Source organism: Acinetobacter sp. CAU_H_78 (assembly GCF_058599365.1).
Genome location: NZ_CM178652.1, coordinates 1,262,195 through 1,285,223, shown reverse-complemented (window position 1 = coordinate 1,285,223; position 23,029 = coordinate 1,262,195). Strand labels below are relative to the sequence as shown.

Sequence of the window (23,029 nt, the reverse complement as noted above, 5' to 3'; positions counted from 1 at the left end):
CCAAATAACTATTTTTTAATTAATAAATGTTTTATAACTGCGAGCCAATAAAGAAGTGCAGACGAATCGGATAATTGTCATCCGACAGTCCTGTTGCCACATCTAAACGAATTGGGCCAATCGGTGAAGCCCAACGAATCCCCAGCCCCGCACCATATTCTGTTGGATTACTAAAATCCTCATTATAGGCATTTCCGGCATCCGCAAATACTGCAGCGCGCCAGCCTTCCCTGAACTGATAATTATACTCCAGTGAAGCCACACCCAAAGCCTGTCCGCCCACTTTAAAGCCTTCAATTTCCGGAGAAAGACTCTTATAGTCGAAACCACGGATGCTCTGGTCACCCCCACTAAAATAGCGCAGGTTATAAGGTACTTTGGCAAAATCTTCAGTAAAGATATAACCCAGATCCGCACGTCCAACAAACTGGTGATCGGCATTTTCACCTAATGAATAGATAAAACGCCAGCCTGCATTTATGATGGCCATATCGGCATCAGACAATAAAGCTTCACTGCCCAATTCGATTTTATAGGTTTGCTTAAAGCCCTTGGTCGGGTTCACCCGGCGATCACTATCGGTACGGGAAACTTCATAACCCACCAGTAAAGACTGCTGTTCATCTTCAGTATTGAATCTGAATGCTTCTGGAATCTGGCTAAAATCAACTGAACCATCCTGCGTCAGACGATCCAGGCGGTAACGCAGACCATAAGTTTGTTGCCAGCTGCCACGCGGATTTTTAATAATCCGGTCAGCACCGAGTACCGCGGATTCAATTAACAGGCCATCACCTTGGGCCACACCATCACGTTCTTCACGCTCATAACCCCCTACGATACTGATATAGTCATTAAGTGGATGGTTGTATGGAATATTATAACGGCCATCAATGGACTGACGAATTTGTGACAATTCAAGGTTGGCATCAAATGAATGGCCACGCTTGTTTACGATCGCACGGCGATATTGTCCACGTAAGCGTGTTCCGGTATCTGTACCATAACCCAGACCGACTTCGGCACTGTTAAGACGGTCAGCATTCAGTGTCACAATCACCGGAATTTTTTTCTCTTCACGAGCTTGAGCCTTTAAACGTTCTTCTTCGTCTTCTTTGGTCTGCTGCTGAACCCGCAAAGTTCTTAAATTTGGATTCTCTGCATCACGGCTACCGGCAAACTGATCTTCATCCACCACATCCTGTGTAACTTCCTGATCGGATGCCGGTATAGCTTTTTTGGCCACACCTATTTCATCTTCTGAAAACTTCTGTTCTTCTATCAGACTCTGAATATCCGGTGCCAGTTCCAGCTCCCGATCAATAGGATCAGGACGAATCGCATCCACCAGCGTATAGTTAAAATAACGTGAGTTCGTCAGGTTGTTGGCCAGGCTATTTACACGCCAGAAAGTGTAATCGGCACCATCTTCCCAAGTAACCAGACTTTCCAGCACATCACGATTCAGTGGAAATTCTTTTTCAGGATCACTCATCCTGAACTCGACATTACCCAGTTTATAACGCTCACCTGTCTCAAAGCGTAAATTTACATCGGCTGTATTTTCGGGTTGGGCAATGCGCACATCGTGCAAGCGCCAGTAAGCATCGAAATAACCATTATTGCTGGCTGCGGTATTAATCCGATCCTTGGTTTTTTCATAATCCCCATGGTTAAAGATATCACCTTCTTCCTGTTCAGGTAGAAGACTAATAACCTGGAACTGCGGCTGTTCACCACCTGGGCCACTAAACTCAATATTATGGGTATTGATAATGACTGGCTCATTCGGGGTTACATAAACTCTGACCCGACTGTCAGATAATTTTTCAAATCTGAACTGGGCATTGTAATAACCTACAGCTTGGGCAGCCTGATTGGACAAATTACGGAGTTGCGGTAATGCAGATGAAAAATCGTCAAAGGATTCTTGAGTAAAGCTAGAAAGTTTAGCTTTTACATTATTTCTGAGATTCGTATAACCTTCTGACCGGGCTTTACGATTCAATCCGCCATTGCTTTGTGCAGTACCATTTCCATTCACAATGACCACATCTGCACTGATCCGAGGCAAACTGGCGGTCATAATCTGGCGAGGTGGACGGATTTTATAAAACAGTCGTTTGAAAATATTCGGACGTTTGTCATTTTCAGGCGTTGTTGGTGCAGGCAACTCGGATAAGGTCGCACCGGACTCATTTCTTTGGACAATGATCTGGCTATCGGCCTGAATGGACTGCATAAGCTGATCAACATTCACAGGTGCCTGATTGATTTCAACCAGTTCCTGCTGACTCATATCATTGACTACCGTTTCAGTCTGCGCTGATTGGCGATAGGCTTGCGCCTCGCGTTTCGCTTCTTCTGCGACCTGATAAATCTCATTGGCCATGCTCTGGTCAATCGTTTGCACCGGCAGGCTTTCTAAATCATCAAACTCAATTGGCTGAAATTCACCCAGAGACGTTCCCATAGTCTGCTGTTCTTGCAGCATTTGCATACTATCTACAGTCGAAGTTTCAGGTTCTAAAGCTTCTTCAACTTTTTCTGTGGCTTCAGCTTCGGTCGTAGCTACCCCTTGTCGTACGGCTTCCTGGGATAACTCTTCGATCATTTCTGCCTGAGATAGTGCTACCGGAGTTTCCGTCTGCTCGGTTTGTGCCATGCCCTGATGCGATAACATCATGAAAAATATGCTCATACATAGCCTGGCTCGGCCATGATATGGTACGAGAGACCCCATACTACGATTCAGCATCGTTTGTTTAAATTTTCTCTTTGCGGGCATAGCAAACTCTAAACGAATACATTCTTTAATTGATTATTTGACCGAAAAAGATAAGCTAAAGAACTTAAATTATTGGGTTTTGCCTTTACATGGACGAAAGTATCTTACATGATTTTTCTCAATGTTTACGTATATCTCACATTTCTTAATAAATCTTAATGTAGCACGTCTTATATGAACAACAATGAACATTTGTTAGCGAGCCGCCGCTTTTTACCCATGTTCCTGACCCAGTTTTTTGGTGCACTGAATGATAATGTTTTTAAACAGGCATTATTACTGGTGATTACCTATGGCTGGATTCAGCAACAATCAGCCAGTATTAGCACACTAAATAACCTGGCCGCACTATTGTTCATTTTGCCTTATTTTATTTTCTCTGCGACGGCAGGCCAGATTGCAGACAAATATGAACGTTCCCAGCTGATTCGCTATCTAAAGATTTTTGAAATTGTGATCATGATTGTGGGGACTGTTGGTTTCCTACTCGGTCATTTATGGATTCTATTGTTTGCCCTGTTTTTAATGGGTACTCAATCCACTTTTTTCGGCCCGATTAAATATGCCATTTTGCCTGAAGTATTAAAACCAGATGAACTGATGTCAGGTAACGCGCTGTTCCAGTCAGGCACTTCTTTAGCAATTTTATTCGGTATGATTCTGGGTGGTGCAGTCATTGCTGCTTCTACAGGCAATCTGATCTGGATCAGCCTGACGGTATTAAGTATCGCCGTGATTGGCTATCTCTCCAGTCGTTATATTCTGAAGCAGAGCATTCCAGCGCCTGAAATCAACATTGACTGGAATTTTTTCCGGACCAGCTTTCAGACCATTAAATATGCCAAAAGCTTACCGCTGGTTTTTTTAATTCTGCTGGGTAACTCCTGGTACTGGTTTTATGGTGCAACCTATCTTACCCAGATTCCTCAACTCACCTTACAAAACCTGCATGCTTCTGAAAATGTCGCCAGTTTGCTTTTAACCTTTTTCTCTGTCGGGATCGGCTTAGGTTCTTATTTATGCCGCAGATTAGGAGGTACTGAGGTCAATATCAAAATGGTTCCCATTGGTGCCATTGGCCTTGTAGTCTTTGCCTTATATCTAGCCGCAAGTCTTGCCTTTGTTCCGGAACGTACCGGTACGTTACTCGGCTTGGCAGATGTATTCCAGCAAGGCTGGAGCTATTATCATGTGATGCTGGCGGTAACTTTACTGGGCATCAGTGGCGGTTTTTATATCGTACCGCTGTATGCCATGATGCAAGCGCATTCTCCCCGCTCACATCGTGCACGTGTGGTTGCAGCAAATAACATCCTGAATGCCGTTTTCATGGTATCTTCTGCTATATTCTCAATTATTATTTTAAGCATTTTAGAGTTTGATCTTAAAATACTTTTCTGTATTACTGCAGTGTTGAGTGGCCTGTTTACCTTATGGCTGCTCTATAGATTGAAACCGATGATCAAAATCGCAAAAGCCCCTTTGGAGGATTAATTCATGCGTCAATATACAGGTGTCGATAAGCTTATTCATTCTTTTGACCAGGCATTACGCAGTCTTGTTCCAGGAACGACTTCCTCACAACGGGAAAATCCAGCCAAACCGGTTGAAACTCAGCTTACCGTGAGTGATGCCCGTCATGTGGCTGGTTTAATGCGTGTGAATCATAGTGGTGAGGTTTGTGCCCAGGCGCTTTATCATGGACAGGCATTAACAGCGAAATTACCAAATGTACGTCGGGAAATGGAACAGGCGGCAATTGAGGAACAGGATCATCTGGCCTGGTGTGAAGACCGCTTACAAGAACTGGATAGCCATACCAGTTTACTCAATCCGGTCTGGTACGGCCTTTCCTTTGGGATGGGTGCAATTGCCGGCATTGCGGGTGACAAATACAGTCTGGGTTTTGTTGCTGAAACCGAACGCCAAGTGAGTATGCATTTACAGCATCATATTAATCAGCTGCCCGCACAGGATGAACGCTCACGTCGCATTCTGGAACAAATGAATGAAGATGAACTGCATCATCGTGATACAGCTTTGGCTGCAGGCGGTGTAGATTTACCCCTTCCAGTCAAGATTGCTATGACCGGTATTTCCAAGTTAATGACTAAAACCAGTTATTATATTTAAGTATCAAATGAAGCCCTCTTTTTTGAGGGCTTTTTTCATTCTTATGAATTCTTAAACAAGATAACTCATTGATCGTTTTTTGAGTGTAGATCAATCAATTTAACCGCCTATCCAGCAGAATATTGATTCACATTTTAATCAAACTCTATTCGTTTATTTAGCTGTTATAATCGAACCGGTTTCATCTCGTATTTATTAAAATTCTAGAACGATTGACATAGGTATAACTGCTAAATAGCTATGACCTATTTATCAAAAAAATAATGCTTTAAAGGTGACGTATGGAAACAGGTATTATTCTTGGCATTCTGTTTGCAATCATAGTGTTGTTAGTTGTTTTTTATCACAAGAAAAAATAGACAGCTGTTCTTAGCAAATTCCAATTCGCTAATTAAACTAAGCTAAAAGATACCTTTTACTCGCTTTAGATATAAATTAAATTTTGACTTGTGGATATTGAAGACGGCGATCATATTCAAATGCAGGATGAGACCAGATGTCATGCATCGGGATTTTTACGTCTAGGGCAAGCGGTAATTTTTTCGGATTAAAGTCCATCTGATTTAAATCATTTCCCCATGCAATCAGGTCGACATCCAGGCTGATCTGATGCGATGGTCGAACCCGCCCTGAATCCGTTTCCATTTGCTTTAATAAATCTGTCATATCTTGAACAGAAACCTCACTGTATAGGAGACAGGCCGCATTCCAGTAATCTGCTCCGATACTCTCCCGACATGGAATGAGGTAAATTGGAGAAAACCGGACTTCCCCCAACTCACTGATCCGTTGCTGGGCAGCCTGAAAATGTTGCTGTGGATGACAATTACTCGCCAGTGCTAGGGCGAATATCGTTGCGGTGGCGTTCAAGACGTATCCCTACAGAATTGGCTTGCGCGATAATGGCAGGCTTACGGATCGTAATCATAATCGATTCTACACTTTCAAAGGTAGCAAAAAGCGCGTCTAGTACCAGTTTTGCTGCATGTTCGATCAATTTTGGCTGAGCTTCCTGAATCACCCGCGCTGAAATCTCGCAGATTTCGGCATAATTCAAAGTATCTTCCAGTTCATCTGACTGTGCCGCTTGTTCTAAGTTGGTACGAATGTTTAGATCCAGCATTAAAGGCTGAATGATTTGACGCTCCCAATTAAAGCAGCCGACTACTGTATCGACCTTTAAGCCTTCAATAATAATTGCGTCCATTTTAAAACTCGGAATTTAATATTTACCAATAATCTCCCTAAATCCCTCTTTAATACAGAGGGACTTTCATCACTTCTATTTATTTTGTAATGAAAGCCTCCCTTTCTTAAAGGGAGGACGGGAGGGATTAAATTAGTGCTTTAACAGCAAATTTGGGTCCATAGTCTGAACCATCTGCAAACGCTGATCTGCATAGATATCTGTATACGGCGCCAGAATTCTCATGAAACGATCGAAATACAGCATTTGCTTGAACAATAAAGCAAAGTCACGTGGGAAGCGAATGCCATGACGTTCACCGACTGCCACCATATCCATCATAATATCGTTAAGATCTGCTGGGCTTGAAGTCAGTAATTCCTGAGGATCAGCTAACATCACACCACTAAACAAACGTTCGAGATCAGCCGCAAGCACTTTGGTATCAATCGCAACTGCAGTCATGCCCATTTTCAGCATATTCTCTGCCATCAAGGTATAGTCGGTATGCTGCAAGGCATCCATAAAGGCCATACACGCAGTCCAGACTTCTGGTTTAAGCTGGCCGACAATACCAAAATCAATAAAGCCCACACGACCATCTTCAAGCAGCATCAGATTACCCGCGTGTAAATCAGCATGGAAACTGTTACACATCATTAGGCTGCCAAACCAGGTGTTCATTGCAGTGATGAGAACCTGTGACGGGTCTTTAGCGACCTTTTTCACCACTTCAAAATCAGTCAGTGGCACGCCATATAAACGTTGCATGGTCAGCACACGACGTGTTGAATATTGATGATAAACCTTAGGAGCAGTTGCAGCTTTGTTATTGGTGATATTCAGATAATTGACGAAATCATCCAGATTTTGTGCTTCTTCAATAAAGTCGACTTCACGCACCATACGGGTTTTGATTTCTTCGACAATATCTGCCAATGACGCAAATTTTACTTTCGGCACTGCTTTTTCCAGCAGTTTGGTCGCCCAATGCAATACATTTAAATCGGTATATAGAATTGTTTCCACACCCGGCTTTTGTACTTTAATGACCACATCTTCACCAGAAACCAGCTTGGCTGCATGTACCTGTGCAATGGAAGCAGAAGCCAGTGGTGTTTCCTCAATTGAGGCAAAGATTTCATCCAGATTGCGACCAGGAAACTCTGATGCCAGCACTTCCTGGATATAACTGAAAGGCAAGGTCGGTGTTTGATCTAAACAGCCCTGAAACTCTTCCACATATTCACGTGGAAACAGCGACGGCGTACTAGCAATAAACTGACCGAGCTTGATATAGGTTGAGCCTAAAGACTCAAACGTTTCACGCATGAGTTTGGCATTACTTGGTTTTTCAGTAGCATATTTAATGCCGGCCTTCGCCGCAACTACCGCAGTTTCACCCATACGGGCAACCGAACGTATTCCATCTAACCAGATATTTTTTTTCATAATGTCTTAGGAAAAATTAATTACATGCAGTGTAGCAAAAAAATTAAATTTTGCAGGCCTATCTTGCCTGACAGACTGGGCAATCTGTATCTTTTTCGAAACTTAAAATGCGCTGTTTGAAACTTAGACCATCCCAAAGTAGAAGTTTCTGTCTAAGTGGCATTTTACCCAAGCCTAAATAAAGCAAAGCATGATGAGCTTGTAAACTTGCCATCACGTTTGGCGTGGTTGCCAATACGCCTGAATCCGCACAACGCAAACTGGTATCAGCCTGATGTTCAGGTGGAAACAGGCAGGCATAGCAAGCCGAATCCCCTTCGATCATGAACAGTTGCCCTTGCAAGCCAATCGCAGAAGCACTGATTAAAGGCACATTCAGTTTTACACAGCTTTGATTGACCAGATAACGTGTCTCGAACTGATCACACCCATCCATTATCAGATCCTGATGTTCGATGATACTTTCTGCATTTTCAGTCGTTAAAGCCTGATTAATATATTCAACCTGAACATTCGGATTAATCTGAGCCAGTCTTTTCGCGAGTGTTTCTGCCTTATAAAAGCCTAGATCATTTGGCGTAAATGCCAGTTGTCGTTGCAGATTACTCATCTCGATGGCATCAGGATCGATCAGGGTAATTTTGCCTATGCCCGCTCGAGCCAGAAGTTCTGCCAAGGCACAACCAATCCCGCCACACCCCACGATACAGACATTAGAAAATTTCAGCTTTTCCTGTGCTTCAATATCCCAACCGTCCAGGAGAATCTGGCGGCTATATAAATGCAATTCAGCATCGGTGAGTTCAAACTCTGGGGATATAGCATCCATAGTCGATATAGACAACGTCGTTCCTTGTTTCGAAGATTTTTTAAGAAGCAGGCTTCACAAAAAGCGCATTTACCGAAATTTCAATATGCTGATAAATCTCGAGCAAATTAACTTCTCTGCGCATAAACAGTAAATCAATAAATGGCTTGGCAATACTAGCGCCAAATAGCATATCAGCTAAACGTTCAGCATCAAGCTGATAGTGTCCTGATAAATATGTAATGATCATATTATTAATGCACTTAACTGATTTATATGCCACTTAATTTATTCACGTATTACATCTTCTGGCTAATCTCGTTCTTCTATTCTTTTATCACCCTGTAACTGTCTTCCGCTTGTTTAGCACTTCTGTAGCTGCTGCCTGCAATTCAATAGGAAAATGTATCAGTTCAGTGAGACCCTCTGTATCCATTCCTAAATATGATTAAGCTGCTTAAGGAATAGTAATTATCCTCGCTTTCAAAAATAGTATAGAGCATATAGATGAACGAACAAAATCAGCATAATAATCGTGAAAAATTATGGGAATTAATCAAAGATGTGCGTTACACCATGATCAGCCATGTAACCGAAAGTCAGGAAATTCATTCTCAGCCGATGACCATGCTCAATTCTGAGCAAATGAATGAAGATCAGAACTTGTATTTCATCATGCGTGATACCAATGATCTGGTGAAAGCTGCCACTACTGGTCGCACTCAGATTGGCCTGTCTTTCGCTAAACCTTCTGATGGTATTTATGTATCGATCAGTGCAAATGCACAGATCAGTACTGACCGTATTCTGATTGAAAAATTATGGAATCCATGGGCAGAAAACTGGTTTGAGGGTAAAGACGATCCTAGCGTGCGTGTACTGATTGCTGAAGCTGAAAGTGCAGAATACTGGAATGTCACCGATAATAAAGTAACTCAGCTATTTAAGGCATTAAAAGGTGGTGTGACTGGCGAAGCTGGGGAACCAGATGCTGAGCACAAAAAAGTTGATCTATAAGTAAATAAGAATTTCACCTTCAATTTAGCCTCGCAATAAGAGGCTAAATTTTTGATTTATTTTATTTAAAAGATGAATAGTATTACATTGTAATGACAATTATTTTCTCTGATAAATTTAAAAATAAACAGATCAATCATATAAAAAAGGCCGCAATTGCGACCTTTTCAACATGTTTAAATAAATATTTTAACTGACCTGTTTGATACCCTGAATCTTGGCAATTTCCTGCTGTTTAAGTAGATTACGCTGAATTTTACCGCTAGAGGTTTTAGGCAAATCACTTAAAAACTCAATCTCTTTCGGATAGGCATGTTTAGATAAACGGGAACGCACATAGTTTTGCAATTTCAGCATCAGTTCTTCACTAGCAGCATATTGTGCTTTAAGCACTACAAAGGCTTTCACAATTTCGGTACGTTCCGGATCTGGCTTTCCAACCACAGCGGACTCCAGCACCTCTTCACACTCCAGCAAGGTACTCTCTACATCAAAAGGTCCAACTCGATAACCCGAAGTCGTAATAACATCATCCGCACGACCAATGAAATCTATTCCACCATGTTCATTCAGTTTTACGGTATCACCCGTTAAATAGTACTGTCCCACGAAGGCTTTACGATTATTGCCGCCATAGCCTTCAAACCACATCAAAGGTGAGGCTGAGCAGTCCATGGCCAAAGTACCAATACCACCTTTTTCGACTTCCTGATGCTCTTTATTTAAAACTGCAAAACGATGCCCCGGAATGGCAAAGCCAGCAGAACCGATTTTCTTGTGATGCTCCAGCGCATGATGATTGGCAATCACCATTCCCAGTTCCGTCTGTCCATACTGGTCGTAGATATTGACGTCCATTTCATGATTAAACCATTGAATGACTTCAGGCGTTAATGGCTCACCTGCACTACTGACCACACGTAAACATGAGCTAATCTCAGCATCAAATTTTTCCTTAAAGCCATAGGACATCCGGAACGCGGTTGGAGAACCGGTCAGGTTATTTACCCGATATTTTTTAATGACTTCAACAGCATTGTCTACGCTAAAGGCACGTTCATCCAGAATGATGCTATGTCCCAGACTTAATGGACCTGCAATTCCATAATACAGACCATAAGCCCAACCTGGATCTGCCAGATTCCAGAAAGTATCTTCGTCACGTAAATCTACGGCGTGCAGCATATAGCCTTTAAATGCCAGTAAAGCTTTAAGCGGAACAGGCACTGATTTTGCCAGCCCCGTTGTACCTGAAGTAAACATCATCAGGAAAATGTCACTAAAACGACCTTGAACCGGCTCAAATTCAGTTGGGCATTTCTTGAGTTCTGTCCAGAAATCAGCATCCTGATTGGTACTTTCAGGCGTTTGATGTACGGTTAAAAGATGTGGAATATCGAGATCATCTAGTTTTGCACGCTGTTCCTGATTGGTAATAATCAGTCGGGTATGTGCGGTATTAATACGATGCTCGATTGCCTTGCTTTCAAAAGCGGTAAATAAAGGCTGATAAATCGCACCAATACGCCAGGTAGCAAGAATAGTAATTAATAATTCGGGGGTTCGTGGGAGCAAACCAGCGATACAGTCACCTGCTTCTAAACCCAGTGAGGTCATATAATGAGCCAATTGTCCTGAAGCCTCAGCCAATTGTTCAAAAGTCCAATATTGGGTCTTGCCATTTTTACCTTCCCAGATTAACGCGATCCGGTTTTGTCCTAGAAAACGTCCACAGCATTCTGTATAGGCGTTGAGTGCATCTGGCACTCCTGCCAGATGTTGTTGAACCATAGTGTCAAAATTAAATTCACGATACGCTTGTTCTAGTGTCTTCATCACGACAACCTCTATTCCGTTTATAAACAGACTTTATGTCTGTGTCCGTTGTATTTGTTGTTCTGTCTACCGCCTGCGAATTCCATTGCAATGCCGGTTTTATATAACATGCCCTATTGCTAGGACATGTTAGGTGTCACTCTGCTGAGTCACTTTTCGCTTTATCAATAATTGACCATGTTTTATAGACCATCACAATTTCCATATCCCTCAAATGAGCTGCAAGATTTGAACAGTCGGCTATTTCATGACTTTTAAACTTTGCTCACTTCCCGGGCAATGACCAGACGCTGAATATCAGATGCACCTTCATAAATCTGGCTCACTCTGACATCACGGTAAATACGTTCGACCGGGAAATCTGAGATATAACCATAACCGCCATGAATCTGAATCGCATCCGAGCAGACTCGCTCTGCAATCGTCGAAGCAAACAGTTTAGCCATGGACGCTTCTTTTAAGCATGGTAATCCTGCATCTTTAAGCGTTGCTGCATGTAAGACCAGTTGTCTTGCTGCCTCAATCTGGGTGGCCATATCTGCGAGACGGAATGCTACTGCCTGATGCTGCACCAGCTCTACACCAAAGGATTTACGTTCATTGGCATATTCAACAGCAGCATCCAGTGCAGCTCGTGCCATACCTACAGATTGTGCTGCAATCCCGATCCGGCCAGATTCCAGATTAGACAAGGCAATCTTGTAGCCTTCACCTTCTTGTCCTAACAGGTTCTCAGCCGGAATCCGGCATTGATCAAAAATGATGGTTGCGGTATCGGAACAATGCTGCCCCATTTTTTCTTCCAGATTCGAGACGATATATCCTGGACTATCGGTAGGTACTAAGAAGCATGAGATTCCTTTCTTGCCCGCAGATTTATCTGTCACTGCAAATACCAATGCAATCTGGGCATGCTTACCGGTAGTAATAAACTGCTTGGTGCCATTTAATACCCATTCATCGCCATCACGTTCTGCCTTACATTCCAGTGCGCTGGCATCCGAACCGGCTTGAGGTTCTGTCAGGCAAAAACACCCCAACCATTCACCGGTCGCTAGTTTAGTCAGGTATTTCTGCTTTTGTTCCTCGGTACCATAACGCTGGGTAATCCCGCAAGGCAGTGAATTTTGTACACTGACAATGGTCGAGATGGCTCCATCTCCAGCAGCGATTTCCTCAAGGGCTAGTACCAGCGACACATAGTCCAGGCCTGCTCCACCCCATTGTTCAGACACGGTCATACCGAGTGCACCGAGTTCACCGAGTTCTTTCAATTCTTGTGCTGGAAATTGAGCCGTTTTATCCCTTAAACCAGCGGTGGGTTTCAGTTTTTGCTGCGAATAGTTTCGCATCATTTCCTGAATCATTTTCTGTTCGTCATTTAAAAGCACTGCGTATATCCCTTACTTATCTTTTAATTTTCCATATAGAGTGAATAAACCTATCTACTCTGACTTTTGTATTTTGCTTTGTTGATTCGAACTTATTTTGGAGCCATACGGATGGCACCATCCAGACGAATCACTTCACCGTTGAGATAGCTATTTTCAAAAATATGACCCACTAACTGGGCAAACTCCTGAGGTTTAGCCAGACGTGGTGGAAATGGAACCATCTGCCCCAGAGCATCCTGTACATTTTGCGGCATGCCTTTCAGCATTGGGGTTTCCATAATGCCCGGTGCAATGGTCATGACACGAATCGCTTCACGCGCTAGCTCACGTGCTAGTGGCAGCGTCATTGCAACGACCGCACCTTTAGACGCAGAATAAGCTGTCTGACCAATCTGACCGTCAAAGGCTGCAACTGAAGCCGTATTCACAATCACGCCACGCTCCTCTTCATCCGTTTGCAGTTCATACTTGGCGATTAAAGCCGCCGCAAAACGAAGCATGTTAAATGTGCCACTTACATTGATATTCAATACTTTCTGGAACATCGCCAGTTCATGGATTCCATTACGGCCTAGCACTTTGGCAGAGGGTGCGATCCCAGCACAGTTCACCAAGCCATTGAGTTGACCATACTTGTTTTCAACATGATTAAAGAAAGCTTCAACCGCCTGCTCATCCGTTACATCCAATTGTACAAATTCAGCCTGCTCACCCAGTTGCTGTTGTAAGGCATTGCCCTGTTCCTGGTTCATATCGACCAGAATCACTTTTGCACCCTGTTCTACCAGATGAGCCGCTGTGGCTGCACCCAGACCTGATGCACCACCAGTTACCACAATCACTTTTCCCTGAATTTTCATGTTAATGTCCTGTTCCTATTTTTTATGACAAGCTACGACTTAATAGGCAGAGTAAACAGAGATTTTATTCTGTACAATTTCCAAATGTTGCATCTTCACTGATGGATTTGGACAATAAAGAAGGGATATCTGACTGGCTATGCAATTACCAGCCTTGGAATATAGTAAGGGAACCATTTCAATTGATCTGGTTCATGAAGCACTGCTGAATGCCAAAGCACAGCATTATGATATTGCTGCGATTCTAACTAAGGCTGCCATTCCCTTAGAGATTCTGCACTCTGCTAAAGCACGGGTGTCAGTAGCGCAATATGCCGCGCTATGGACTGCACTTGCAGACAGCATGAATGATGAATTTTTTGGCATGGACAGTCATCCGATGCGCCGTGGCAGTTTCAAGCTCTTGTCAAAAATGCTGTTACAGACCGATACGCTGGAAAAAGCTCTGCAGCAAATCCTGCAATTTTTTAATCTGATTCTGGATGATCTGCACAGCACCCTCATGGTCGAGGAAAACTTCGCCTATATCGTGATCTATGACCAGAAGCAGACCAAGCGCATGTTTAGTTATGCAACCTATCTAATGCTGACTCATACCCTGCTATGCTGGTTAAGCGGACAGCGGATTTTACTCAATCAGATCCAACTAAAATGTGCCGCGCCATTAGATGATTTCGATTATAAAGTCCGTTTTTGTGAACAGATTGAATATCAGGCCAGTGAAAACTATATCCAGTTTGATGCCGCCTATTTGCAGCTCCCGGTAAAACAGGATCAGACCTCCTGGTATCAGTTTATTCAGCAGACTCCGCATAACCTGCTAGTTCGCTTTAAAAATCCTTATGCGCTAAGTACACAGATCCGCAAACAGCTTTTAAAAGTACCTCCGGCTGAATGGCTTGAACTGAATGAGCTTGCTTTGAAAATGAATATGTCTGAAGCCACCATGCAACGGCGTCTTAAAAATGAAGGTGCGACTTATCAACAGCTCAAAAATGAAATTCGTCGTGATACAGCCATTGAACTTTTAACCTGTACGGATCAAAGTTTGCAGGACATTAGTGATCAGCTTAACTTTCAGGAAGTCAGTGCTTTTCATCGCGCCTTTAAAAAATGGACAGGGGTTAGTCCAGGTGCCTATAGACAAAATACTACTAGATAATTTATATTTAATAAGACTTAAAAACGATTAAAATTCAGCATATAAATTTAAATTTATATTTTCTCAACAGTTATATTTTTCAAGGCTTACAGCCCAAAAATAGAGGACTGAACGGTCATCCATAATGCTTTGCATTTCCTATTAATATAGTTTATTTTTCAATCAATTCTTTAGTGCTTCTCTTTTGGCTGTACTCCCTTTCCCTCTTTCCTTGTTGAAGGTATTTCCATGTTAAAGATGACTGATGTTCTTGGACAGAATCTTGTTCAAAACTTCGCCCAGGCTTTAGTTTCTTCGACCGATCTTAATGCAGAGCAATTGAATCAAGGCATCTTGAATGCGTCTGATTCTGCCCTCAAAGATGCTATTGTGCACTTCTTTAATCAGATTGATGCTACTGAAGCTGCGAAATCGCTTGAAATTCCGACTGAGCGCATCGTTGCATTACAACAAGGTATTGCGCTGAAAGATGAACAGTATCTTGCTGATACTGCCAAAGTCGTGGCCCTTTGCTTGGCAATGGAAACTGGTAGTCTAGATCAAGTCGAAGTTTATGACTGTCTGCAAGACTACCCAATGTAAGCTACCCAGATTTATAAAATAGTGACTCAAAAAGCGATGCTAATGCATCGCTTTTTTATGGCACTCGTTATTTACAAAACCTCCTACTGCAAAGATGAGTAATTAGAAAAACAGCTTATCAATTTACGCCATACCATTTTTAAAATTTTATCTAAGCAAAACCTTTCTATTCTTTATTTAATAAATTTAAATAAAAACAAATACCTATATTTAAAACTGTTAATTATTTCATTTTTTGATTTGATTATCTTTTTTTCTTTTTTGTGTGCTCATCTATTTACCGCTATGAATGTCAAAAATTTAATTCAAGATTGAGATATTCATGAAAAAAACATTAAGAACATCAGGTCTGACTTTACTCGGTCTTTCTATTTCTTTCTTTACCGGCTTGGCTAACGCAGCGATTCCATCTGAATTAAAACTGGACTATGCCTATTATGCACCGACCAGTCTGGTGGTCAAAGAACAAAAACTGCTAGAAAAAGCTTTGCCAAAAACCAAGATTAAATGGGTATTTAGCCAAGGCAGTAACCGCTCACTTGAATATCTAAATAGTGGCAGTACCGATTTCGCTTCAACTGCAGGTTTAGCGGCAGTGCTTAGCCGTGCCAATGGCAGCCCGATTAAAACGGTTTATATTCAGAGCCAGCCTGAATGGACAGCACTGGTCGTCAATAAAGATTCGAATATCAAATCACTGAAAGATCTGAAAGGTAAAAAGATTGCTGCTACTAAAGGTACCGATCCTTTCTTATTTACCTTACAAGCCTTAGATACCATTGGCTTGGGCAAATGCGATGTAGAGCTGGTGCATTTACAGCATCCGGATGGTAAGACTGCGTTGGAACGCAAACAGGTCGATGCCTGGGCAGGCCTTGATCCTTTAATGGCATCTGCGCAGGCGCAGTCAGGCACCAAATTGCTGTATCGCAATGTCAGTTTTAACTCTTATAGCGTACTGAGCGTAAAAGATCAGTTTGCCAAATCTAGTCCGGAAGCGATTGAAGCGGTGATTAAAGCTTATGAACAGGCACGTAAATGGGCGAAAGCCAATCCCGACAAACTGGCTGAATTGCTGGCACGTGAAGCCAAGCTTCCGATTGAAGTCGCTAAACTTCAACTCAGCCGTACCAATCTGGATCAAAATATTCCAACCACCAAACATACCGGGGCATTACAAAAAGCCGCTCGTATCCTGACGGAAGAAGAACTGGTTCGTAAAGGAACCAATGTCAATCAGGTCGTAACTCAACTATTTGATGCCCGCTATGCAAAAAAGGTTGTAACTAAGTAATGGCTATACCGAAAAGCATCTCGGAACAGTTGAGCGTGGAAGAACAGCCAAAATCCGCTGTGCTACCACGCAGCATTTCGGTGATCAAAGCCCTCACCCTGCCTGTTATTTTTATCGTATTGGTAGAAATACTGGTCCGTAATGGCGTGATCGAACCTTATTTATTGCCTGCACCGAGTAGCCTGCTTCAGTCCTTTACTGAACTGGCTGAGGGCGATTTATGGCAACACATCTGGACCAGTAGCTGGCGGGTTTTTCTTGGCTTTGGGATTGGTAGTGGATTGGGACTGATCTTTGCAATCCTAGTGGGGTTAAACAGACATGCTGAAGATTTTCTGGAACCAACCTTTTCTGCAATTAAATCCATTCCGAGTCTGGCTTGGATTCCGTTGCTTTTACTTTGGTTAGGGATTGATGAATCTTCTAAAATCACCTTGATTGCGATTGGTGCCTTCTTCCCGACCTATACCAATACTGTGGCTGCAATTCAGGGTGTGGATCGTAAGCTGATTGAAGTCGCAAAAGTCTATCGCCTGAAATACTGGCAACAGGTTCAGCAGATTGTATTGCCTGCTGCCTCACCGGGAATATTGACTGGCTTAAGAAATAGCCTGAGTTTGTCCTGGATGTTTATGATTGCGGCTGAATTGATTGCAGCTACTCAAGGGATTGGCTATTTGCTCAGTGATGGTCGTGAAACCTCACGTCCGGATATTGTGATTATTGCCATTATCCTGTTGGCAGTCCTAGGCAAAATCACGGACAGTATTATGAAGCTGTTTGAAACCCGCTTACTGCGCTGGCGAGATGTGATTAAAAAGTCATAATTTATTGAATAAAAGAATTAAAAAAAGCGACCTATCCAGGTCGCTTTTTTATTAAATCAAGCTTTAAAAATTAATGCGGCCACTGACCTAAAGTCACTCGGTCATTGCCGCCATAATCTTTCACTGTACGGACCTGTTTATAACCTGCTTGAGTAAACAGATGACGAACCGCATCACCCTGATCATAGCCGTGCTCAAGCACAACCCAGCCATTTACGGTCAGATGCTTTTTAGCTTGCTGAATAATCTGTTCAATATCAGCCAGACCATTTTTGTCTGAAACCAGCGCACGTTCCGGCTCAGTTGCCAGATCTGGCATATGCTCATCATCAGCATCAATATACGGCGGATTAGATACAATCGCATCAAAGAACTGCCGACCAAATGGTTTTAGCCATGAACCAAGAATAAATTGCACCTGATCCAAATCATGCTGTTCCGCATTGTATTTGGCAACTTCCAGTGTGGGTTCATAAATATCAGTAGCGGTCACAGACCAGTTCGGGCGCTCAGACGCTAGTGACAAGGCAATGGCACCGGTACCAGTCCCCAAGTCAACAATTCGCGCATCTTCCGGCAAGTCTAATTTCAGGACTGTTTCGACCAGCACTTCGGTATCCGGGCGTGGCACTAAGGTATCTTTGGTGACTTTAAGATCCAAAGTCCAGAACGGTTGTGAACCTGTGACATAGGCCAAAGGCTCCCCCGCAGCAATCCTCGCCAGGCTTTCGATATAGGCCTGTTCCTGTTCAGGCGTTAACTGCTGGTCTTTTTTCATTACCAGATCAAAAGCATCAATCTTGGTAATGTGTTCCAACAGCCAGGCATTTTCCTGCCGTTCATAACTTTCAGGTTCACCACGTAAAGCCAGTGCTTCTTGAATGTTCATTAGCCACCATTCTGCTGTGCAAGCATGGCCAGCTGATCGGCCTGATATTCACGATGCAGACTGTCTAATAATTCAGTCAGATCACCCTCCATCACAGCATCCAGCTTATATAAAGTCAGGTTAATACGGTGATCGGTCATACGGCCTTGTGGATAGTTATAAGTACGAATACGTTCCGAACGGTCACCCGAACCGACCAGGTCACGGCGCATTTCAGAAGTCGCTGCATCTGCTGCGGCACGTTTGGCATTTTCCAGACGTGAAACCAGTAAGGCCATCGCTTTGGCTTTGTTTTTATGCTGTGAACGTTCATCCTGACATTCCACCACTGTACCGGTTGGAATGTGAGTAATACGCACCGCAGAGTCAGTTTTGTTAATGTGCTGACCACCGGCACCTGATGCGCGGTAAGTGTCGATACGCAGGTCAGCCGGATTAATGTCGACTGATGTATCCACATCCACTTCTGGAAGAATTGCCACAGTACATGCTGAAGTATGTACACGACCTTGAGATTCTGTTGCAGGCACACGTTGTACACGATGCGCACCACTTTCAAATTTCAGGCGACCATAAACGCCTTCACCATTCACCAGGCAGATGACTTCTTTATAGCCACCGTGCTCACCTTCATTTTCAGACAGGATTTCAATACGCCAGCCTTGAGATTCCGCATACTTGCTATACATACGGAACAAATCACCCGAGAAGATAGCCGCTTCATCACCGCCGGTTCCGGCACGGATTTCCAGATAAGCAGAGTTGGCATCATTCGGATCTTTTGGAATCATCAGGATATTCAAATCAGCTTCAAGCTGTTCGATCAGGGCTTTATTTTCCTTAATCTCTTCCTGCGCCATTTCCTTAAAGTCAGGATCAGACAGCATGGCTTGCGCAGTTTCAATATCTTCTTCAGCCTGTTTGTACTTGGTCCAAACGCTGGTAATCTCGGTTAAATCATTATGCTCACGTGATAACTGGCGAAAACGCTTGTTGTCCGAAATCACTTCAACATCTGCCAATAACGCAGTCAGTTCTTCATGACGGTCAGAGAGTTGGTCTAATCGTAAACGTAACGATTCTTTCATTTTCTAAAAAATCTCAAACATAAGGCTGTGACTAAACAGTGATTTAGCACAGCGAAATCAAAAAATTGCGCCTAGTTTAACGATTCTCTGGGTCAATGAACATCATTATTCAGTAAGTCAGTGCTGAGATGCAGCGATGTCATCGTCATTTGTTAACAAATATAAATAAAATCTTCAGTTTTGGATTTTTTCTGCTCAATTTGATCCTTATTTATTTCTCATTTTACAAATTGGCAAATAAACACATTAAATATGGAGGTAGATCTTCACATTCTTTTGGGCACGATTTGTTACATTTTCTGCGTCGAAACACACTAACATATGAAAGTCCTATCAGGGACACGGAGTTACAACATGAAACTCAATGCAATTTTACTGAGTGCTGCAATGGCTGCAGGCTCAATGATGACAGTGAGTGCGCATGCAGACAGTACTGCACGTGTGGCAGCAGCAAGTGCTTTAGGTAGCGTTGCTGGTACTGCACTGGGCAAAAACATGGGGGGCAACACTGGCGCAACAATTGGTGCCGCGTTAGGTGGTGCAGGTGGTGCTGCTGTTGCAAGTAACAAGAAAAACCGTACCTCATCTGCAATTGGTGGTGCTTTAGGTGGCGGTGCTGGTTATACCGTAGGTAAAAACATGGGCGGTTCTAATGGCGGCTACATCGGTTCAGCACTTGGTGCTGCGGGTGGTGCAGCATTAGGTAATAAAATTTCTAAAGATAAAGCAGCCGATCGTGCCAAAGCGAATCGTGCTAAACACTGGAAAAAACGTCACCGTTAATTTCCTGGCCTCAGGCTCTTTAAATTCGACGCTACATTTAATATTAAAAGCACCTGCTTGGGTGCTTTTTTTATTGTGCGTTCAACTTATCCAAATTCATGTAATACATCAAATTATCAGAACTAGATCATGAATAAATTAAGGAGATAAAAATCACAATTCGCCAACACTGCCTCCATGCTATTTGACGGTTGCTAGATTAAATTTATCTCATCAACAAATACAGCTAGATATATAAAAGGTGTACTCATGAATTACAAATCTCTAATGATCGCTGTTGTAGCAACCTCAGCCATGGGTATGACAGCCGCCAATGCCGGAAATACAACGAATACGGCTTTAGCTTCTGCTTTGGGTGGTGTCGTTGGTGCCGCAGTGGGCAATAAAATGGGTGGTACAACTGGCGCGACAATCGGTTCTGCGATTGGCGGTGGTGCTGGTGCCGCAGTAGCTGCAAATAAACGTGACCGTAATGGTGCGATTATCGGTGGTGCTTTAGGTGGTGGTGCTGGTTATGCCGTAGGTAAAAACATGGCGGGTTCTAATGGTGGCTTAATTGGTGCTGCATTAGGTTCTGCAGGTGGTTCTGCCCTTGGTAAAAAAGTCAGCGAAGACCGTCGTTATGATGACCGTTATGACCGTCGCTATAGTTCAAAAAACTATCGTACTAGCAACTACCGTTATAACCACCGTCGCTAAGATTTCCTCTATTTACTTTTCCTTCTTGAATAAGCATCTTCGGATGCTTATTTTTTGTCTGTTATTTTGGTTTACATATATATCGATTTTTTTCGATATACAAATACAATGCAAAGACGTATGCTCTTAGTCATGTTTATTCAAGAGTAATATTATGCGTACGCTTACCGATACCCAGTTCTCTATTCTCGAACTGGTTCCAGTTCGTGACGATAAGACCATTCAATTCTCCCTGCAACATGCGCTGGAATTAGCTCAGACCGCAGAACGTCTAGGTTATAGCCGGATGTGGCTGGCCGAGCATCATAATATGGATGGTATTGCCAGCTCAGCGACCGCCGTCCTCTTAGGCTATTTACTGGCAAATACTAATAGCATCAAACTTGGCTCTGGTGGCATTATGCTGCCAAACCATGCACCCTTAGTGGTAGCAGAACAGTTCGGCACATTAGCGACTTTATACCCAGATCGTATTGAACTGGGACTGGGTCGTGCTCCTGGTACCGATCAAATGACCATGCGTGCTTTGCGTCGTGGCCGTCAGGAAACTGAAGATCAGTTCCCGCAGGATGTTTTAGAAATTCTGCAATACTTTAAAGAGCCGATTCCAGGCCAACGCATTGTGGCAACTCCAGGCCAAAGCACACACGTACCTGTGTGGTTATTAGGTTCGAGCCTGTTTAGCGCACAGCTGGCAGCAAAACTTGGTCTACCCTATTCTTTTGCATCTCACTTTGCTCCGCGTATGCTTGGTCAAGCGATTCAGCTGTATCGGGACAATTTCGAACCGTCTGAATATCTTGATCGTCCTTATGTTTCTATGGGCGTACCGACTTGTGTCGCAGATACAGATGAAGAAGCTGAATATCTGGCAACAAGTGCTTACCAGCGTGTCCTTGCCCTGATTCGCGGTCAAAGCCTGAAATTGAAAGCGCCAATTGATTCTATGGAAGGACTCTGGTCACCACCTGAAAAAATGTCTGTCGATAATTTCTTTGCCATGGCACAAGTGGGTTCTAAAGAAACTGTTAAAGCCGGTCTGGAAGCACTCATAGCAAAATATGATGTAGATGAGTTTATCTTCACCTGTGACATCTATGACACAGAGAAACGTCTGCATAATTTTGAATTACTGATGCAAATCAAAAACGGGCAGTAATGCTGTCTTGCTTTGCCTAATTTATTCTTATCTATATACCCATTCTCAGGAATGGGTATATTTTTTTAAACTGTGTTTGAATATTTCAAGTTTCCAAATGGATAAGTTTATGTCTAAGATGGATCTCCTGCACTTTAATCCATCTATCTCTCATTAAAAATACAATAGAAAAAAGAATGACTGTCTAAGTTAAATTTTGATCTTTACCGCTCTAGGGCTTTTGCTAATATCTATAACAAAGCAAATAAGACCAATTATTAAATAATTTCAAGGAAAAACAATGTCTACCAAGCAGGATGCACACGCGGGTATATTTGAGAATCGTCCCGAAAATTTCCAGCATTTTACTGGCATTAAAGTGCCCTCTTCCCAGCTCGCTGAACTTGACTGTACTGGAAAAGATATTGCGATTATTGGTACGGATCAATTTACCGTAAGCCAGCTCAACAAGATTAGCCAGCAAGCTCGCTCAGTAAAAGTTTTTCAGATTAATCCGCAATTTGTATTGCCAGGTACTGAACGTGGTTTGCAGCGGCTATTAAATCACCCATTGATCATTAAAAATCGACGCCTATTTAACAACCGGATTAAAAGTATTTTGTCATTACGTTATCTGGAAAATCAGGTACAGAATTTATGGCTCAGACGCCAGCTCATGCCAAATCTTGCAGCTGCATCCAAAGTTTATCTTAAATCAGACCACTATTATACTGCTCTGCAACGTGAAAATTGCCAGCTGATTACCTGGCCTATTGCAAAAATTTCCGAAAATAGTATTCATTGTATTAATGGAGATGAACATCAGGTTGAGCTAATTGTGCATACTTTTTAATCATCAAGTTAATCTGTTTTTAGCTCATAAGATTAAAAATTCGGAGTGTAGTGGGAAAAATTTAGCTCTGTAAAATTGAATTTCTGAGTTCATTGAAGAGCAAATAAGCTTAAAAACCAACCACTACATTTTTGATTAAAATATTGAATATTTCAACAACTTATAATATTCATATTTTATTTCTATGAAAGTAGTATTTTTTATTAATTTTTATCTATAAATCAGAGCCAAACTGAAGTC

General features: G+C 42.6%; 22 protein-coding genes. 11 read left to right on the top strand and 11 right to left on the bottom strand.

Features of this window, described 5'->3' with window-relative positions; translation table 11 throughout:
* Positions 1-31: 31 nt before the first annotated feature.
* Positions 32-2,788, bottom strand: coding sequence for an autotransporter assembly complex protein TamA (locus AC4MCD_RS06300; RefSeq protein WP_491876746.1), 2,757 nt, complete (start codon positions 2,786-2,788; stop codon positions 32-34).
* A gap of 174 nt (positions 2,789-2,962) precedes the next feature.
* On the opposite strand from AC4MCD_RS06300, the gene AC4MCD_RS06295 reads away from it, so the two are divergent.
* Together AC4MCD_RS06295 and coq7 are read left to right on the top strand one after the other, a co-directional pair.
* Positions 2,963-4,282, top strand: coding sequence for an MFS transporter (locus AC4MCD_RS06295; protein ID WP_419364821.1), 1,320 nt, complete (start codon positions 2,963-2,965; stop codon positions 4,280-4,282).
* A gap of 3 nt (positions 4,283-4,285) precedes the next feature.
* Positions 4,286-4,921 carry a 2-polyprenyl-3-methyl-6-methoxy-1,4-benzoquinone monooxygenase gene (coq7, locus tag AC4MCD_RS06290; protein WP_004783823.1) on the top strand — a complete coding sequence of 212 codons (636 nt, stop codon included), beginning with the start codon at positions 4,286-4,288 and terminating at the stop codon, positions 4,919-4,921.
* 435 nt (positions 4,922-5,356) lie between these two features.
* On the opposite strand, the gene AC4MCD_RS06285 is transcribed toward coq7, so the two are convergent.
* The 5 genes from AC4MCD_RS06285 to AC4MCD_RS06265 form a co-directional block, all read right to left on the bottom strand.
* Positions 5,357-5,791 (bottom strand): 2-amino-4-hydroxy-6-hydroxymethyldihydropteridine diphosphokinase, encoded by a 435-nt coding sequence (locus tag AC4MCD_RS06285; protein ID WP_491876745.1) that lies wholly within the window; start codon positions 5,789-5,791, stop codon positions 5,357-5,359.
* Entirely contained in the window at positions 5,748-6,128 is a 381-nt protein-coding gene (gene folB / locus AC4MCD_RS06280) for a dihydroneopterin aldolase (RefSeq protein WP_004783828.1), read from the bottom strand. Before folB ends, AC4MCD_RS06285 begins: the two co-directional genes overlap by 44 nt.
* Positions 6,129-6,260: 132 nt before the next feature.
* The gene (locus AC4MCD_RS06275) at positions 6,261-7,559 is read right to left on the bottom strand and encodes an ABC1 kinase family protein (protein WP_491876744.1); all 1,299 of its coding nucleotides are present in this window, start codon (positions 7,557-7,559) and stop codon (positions 6,261-6,263) included.
* 58 nt (positions 7,560-7,617) lie between these two features.
* Positions 7,618-8,388: a HesA/MoeB/ThiF family protein gene (locus tag AC4MCD_RS06270; RefSeq protein ID WP_491876848.1), complete on the bottom strand. Its 771-nt coding sequence runs from the start codon at positions 8,386-8,388 to the stop codon at positions 7,618-7,620.
* A 40-nt stretch (positions 8,389-8,428) separates the two neighbouring features.
* The gene (locus AC4MCD_RS06265) at positions 8,429-8,617 is read right to left on the bottom strand and encodes a hypothetical protein (protein ID WP_491876743.1); all 189 of its coding nucleotides are present in this window, start codon (positions 8,615-8,617) and stop codon (positions 8,429-8,431) included.
* A 257-nt stretch (positions 8,618-8,874) separates the two neighbouring features.
* On the opposite strand from AC4MCD_RS06265, the gene AC4MCD_RS06260 reads away from it, so the two are divergent.
* Positions 8,875-9,384 carry a pyridoxamine 5'-phosphate oxidase family protein gene (locus AC4MCD_RS06260; RefSeq protein ID WP_034704527.1) on the top strand — a complete coding sequence of 170 codons (510 nt, stop codon included), beginning with the start codon at positions 8,875-8,877 and terminating at the stop codon, positions 9,382-9,384.
* Positions 9,385-9,573: 189 nt separating this feature from the next.
* Here AC4MCD_RS06260 and AC4MCD_RS06255 read toward each other — a convergent pair whose 3' ends face one another.
* The 3 genes from AC4MCD_RS06255 to AC4MCD_RS06245 all read right to left on the bottom strand — a co-directional run bounded on the left by AC4MCD_RS06255 (position 9,574) and on the right by AC4MCD_RS06245 (position 13,474).
* Positions 9,574-11,220: an AMP-binding protein gene (locus tag AC4MCD_RS06255; protein ID WP_419364828.1), complete on the bottom strand. Its 1,647-nt coding sequence runs from the start codon at positions 11,218-11,220 to the stop codon at positions 9,574-9,576.
* A gap of 254 nt (positions 11,221-11,474) precedes the next feature.
* Positions 11,475-12,611, bottom strand: coding sequence for an acyl-CoA dehydrogenase family protein (locus AC4MCD_RS06250; RefSeq protein ID WP_419364830.1), 1,137 nt, complete (start codon positions 12,609-12,611; stop codon positions 11,475-11,477).
* A gap of 92 nt (positions 12,612-12,703) precedes the next feature.
* Positions 12,704-13,474: a 3-hydroxyacyl-CoA dehydrogenase gene (locus AC4MCD_RS06245; protein WP_125279513.1), complete on the bottom strand. Its 771-nt coding sequence runs from the start codon at positions 13,472-13,474 to the stop codon at positions 12,704-12,706.
* Between the two features lie 139 nt (positions 13,475-13,613).
* Here AC4MCD_RS06245 and AC4MCD_RS06240 point away from each other — a divergent pair, with 139 nt between their 5' ends.
* The 4 genes from AC4MCD_RS06240 (at position 13,614) to AC4MCD_RS06225 (ending at position 17,339) form a co-directional block, all read left to right on the top strand.
* Entirely contained in the window at positions 13,614-14,636 is a 1,023-nt protein-coding gene (locus tag AC4MCD_RS06240) for an AraC family transcriptional regulator (protein ID WP_419364832.1), read from the top strand.
* Between the two features lie 228 nt (positions 14,637-14,864).
* A complete protein-coding gene (locus tag AC4MCD_RS06235) occupies positions 14,865-15,218 on the top strand; it encodes a hypothetical protein (protein ID WP_419364834.1) in 354 nt (117 codons plus the stop codon).
* A 322-nt stretch (positions 15,219-15,540) separates the two neighbouring features.
* On the top strand, positions 15,541-16,512 hold the full coding sequence (locus tag AC4MCD_RS06230) for an aliphatic sulfonate ABC transporter substrate-binding protein (RefSeq protein WP_419364836.1): 972 nt from the start codon (positions 15,541-15,543) through the stop codon (positions 16,510-16,512).
* Positions 16,512-17,339 carry an ABC transporter permease gene (locus AC4MCD_RS06225; RefSeq protein WP_419364838.1) on the top strand — a complete coding sequence of 276 codons (828 nt, stop codon included), beginning with the start codon at positions 16,512-16,514 and terminating at the stop codon, positions 17,337-17,339. The genes AC4MCD_RS06230 and AC4MCD_RS06225 overlap by 1 nt, the downstream gene beginning before the upstream one ends.
* Before the next feature lie 70 nt (positions 17,340-17,409).
* Here the strand turns inward: AC4MCD_RS06225 and prmC are convergent, their stop codons facing one another.
* Together prmC and prfA are read right to left on the bottom strand one after the other, a co-directional pair.
* Positions 17,410-18,228, bottom strand: a complete 819-nt coding sequence (gene prmC, locus AC4MCD_RS06220; RefSeq protein WP_419364840.1) for a peptide chain release factor N(5)-glutamine methyltransferase — start codon at positions 18,226-18,228, stop codon at positions 17,410-17,412.
* Positions 18,228-19,316 carry a peptide chain release factor 1 gene (prfA, locus tag AC4MCD_RS06215; protein WP_004783856.1) on the bottom strand — a complete coding sequence of 363 codons (1,089 nt, stop codon included), beginning with the start codon at positions 19,314-19,316 and terminating at the stop codon, positions 18,228-18,230. The genes prmC and prfA overlap by 1 nt, the downstream gene beginning before the upstream one ends.
* 354 nt (positions 19,317-19,670) lie before the next feature.
* Between prfA and AC4MCD_RS06210 the strand changes: the two genes are divergently transcribed.
* The 4 genes from AC4MCD_RS06210 to AC4MCD_RS06195 all read left to right on the top strand — a co-directional run bounded on the left by AC4MCD_RS06210 (position 19,671) and on the right by AC4MCD_RS06195 (position 22,789).
* On the top strand, positions 19,671-20,099 hold the full coding sequence (locus AC4MCD_RS06210; RefSeq protein WP_034171622.1) for a glycine zipper domain-containing protein: 429 nt from the start codon (positions 19,671-19,673) through the stop codon (positions 20,097-20,099).
* A gap of 249 nt (positions 20,100-20,348) precedes the next feature.
* On the top strand, positions 20,349-20,798 hold the full coding sequence (locus tag AC4MCD_RS06205) for a hypothetical protein (RefSeq protein WP_004783858.1): 450 nt from the start codon (positions 20,349-20,351) through the stop codon (positions 20,796-20,798).
* A 154-nt stretch (positions 20,799-20,952) separates the two neighbouring features.
* A complete protein-coding gene (locus AC4MCD_RS06200; RefSeq protein WP_419364843.1) occupies positions 20,953-21,957 on the top strand; it encodes an LLM class flavin-dependent oxidoreductase in 1,005 nt (334 codons plus the stop codon).
* A 280-nt stretch (positions 21,958-22,237) separates the two neighbouring features.
* The gene (locus tag AC4MCD_RS06195) at positions 22,238-22,789 is read left to right on the top strand and encodes an NAD(P)/FAD-dependent oxidoreductase (RefSeq protein WP_419364845.1); all 552 of its coding nucleotides are present in this window, start codon (positions 22,238-22,240) and stop codon (positions 22,787-22,789) included.
* Positions 22,790-23,029 lie beyond the last annotated feature (240 nt).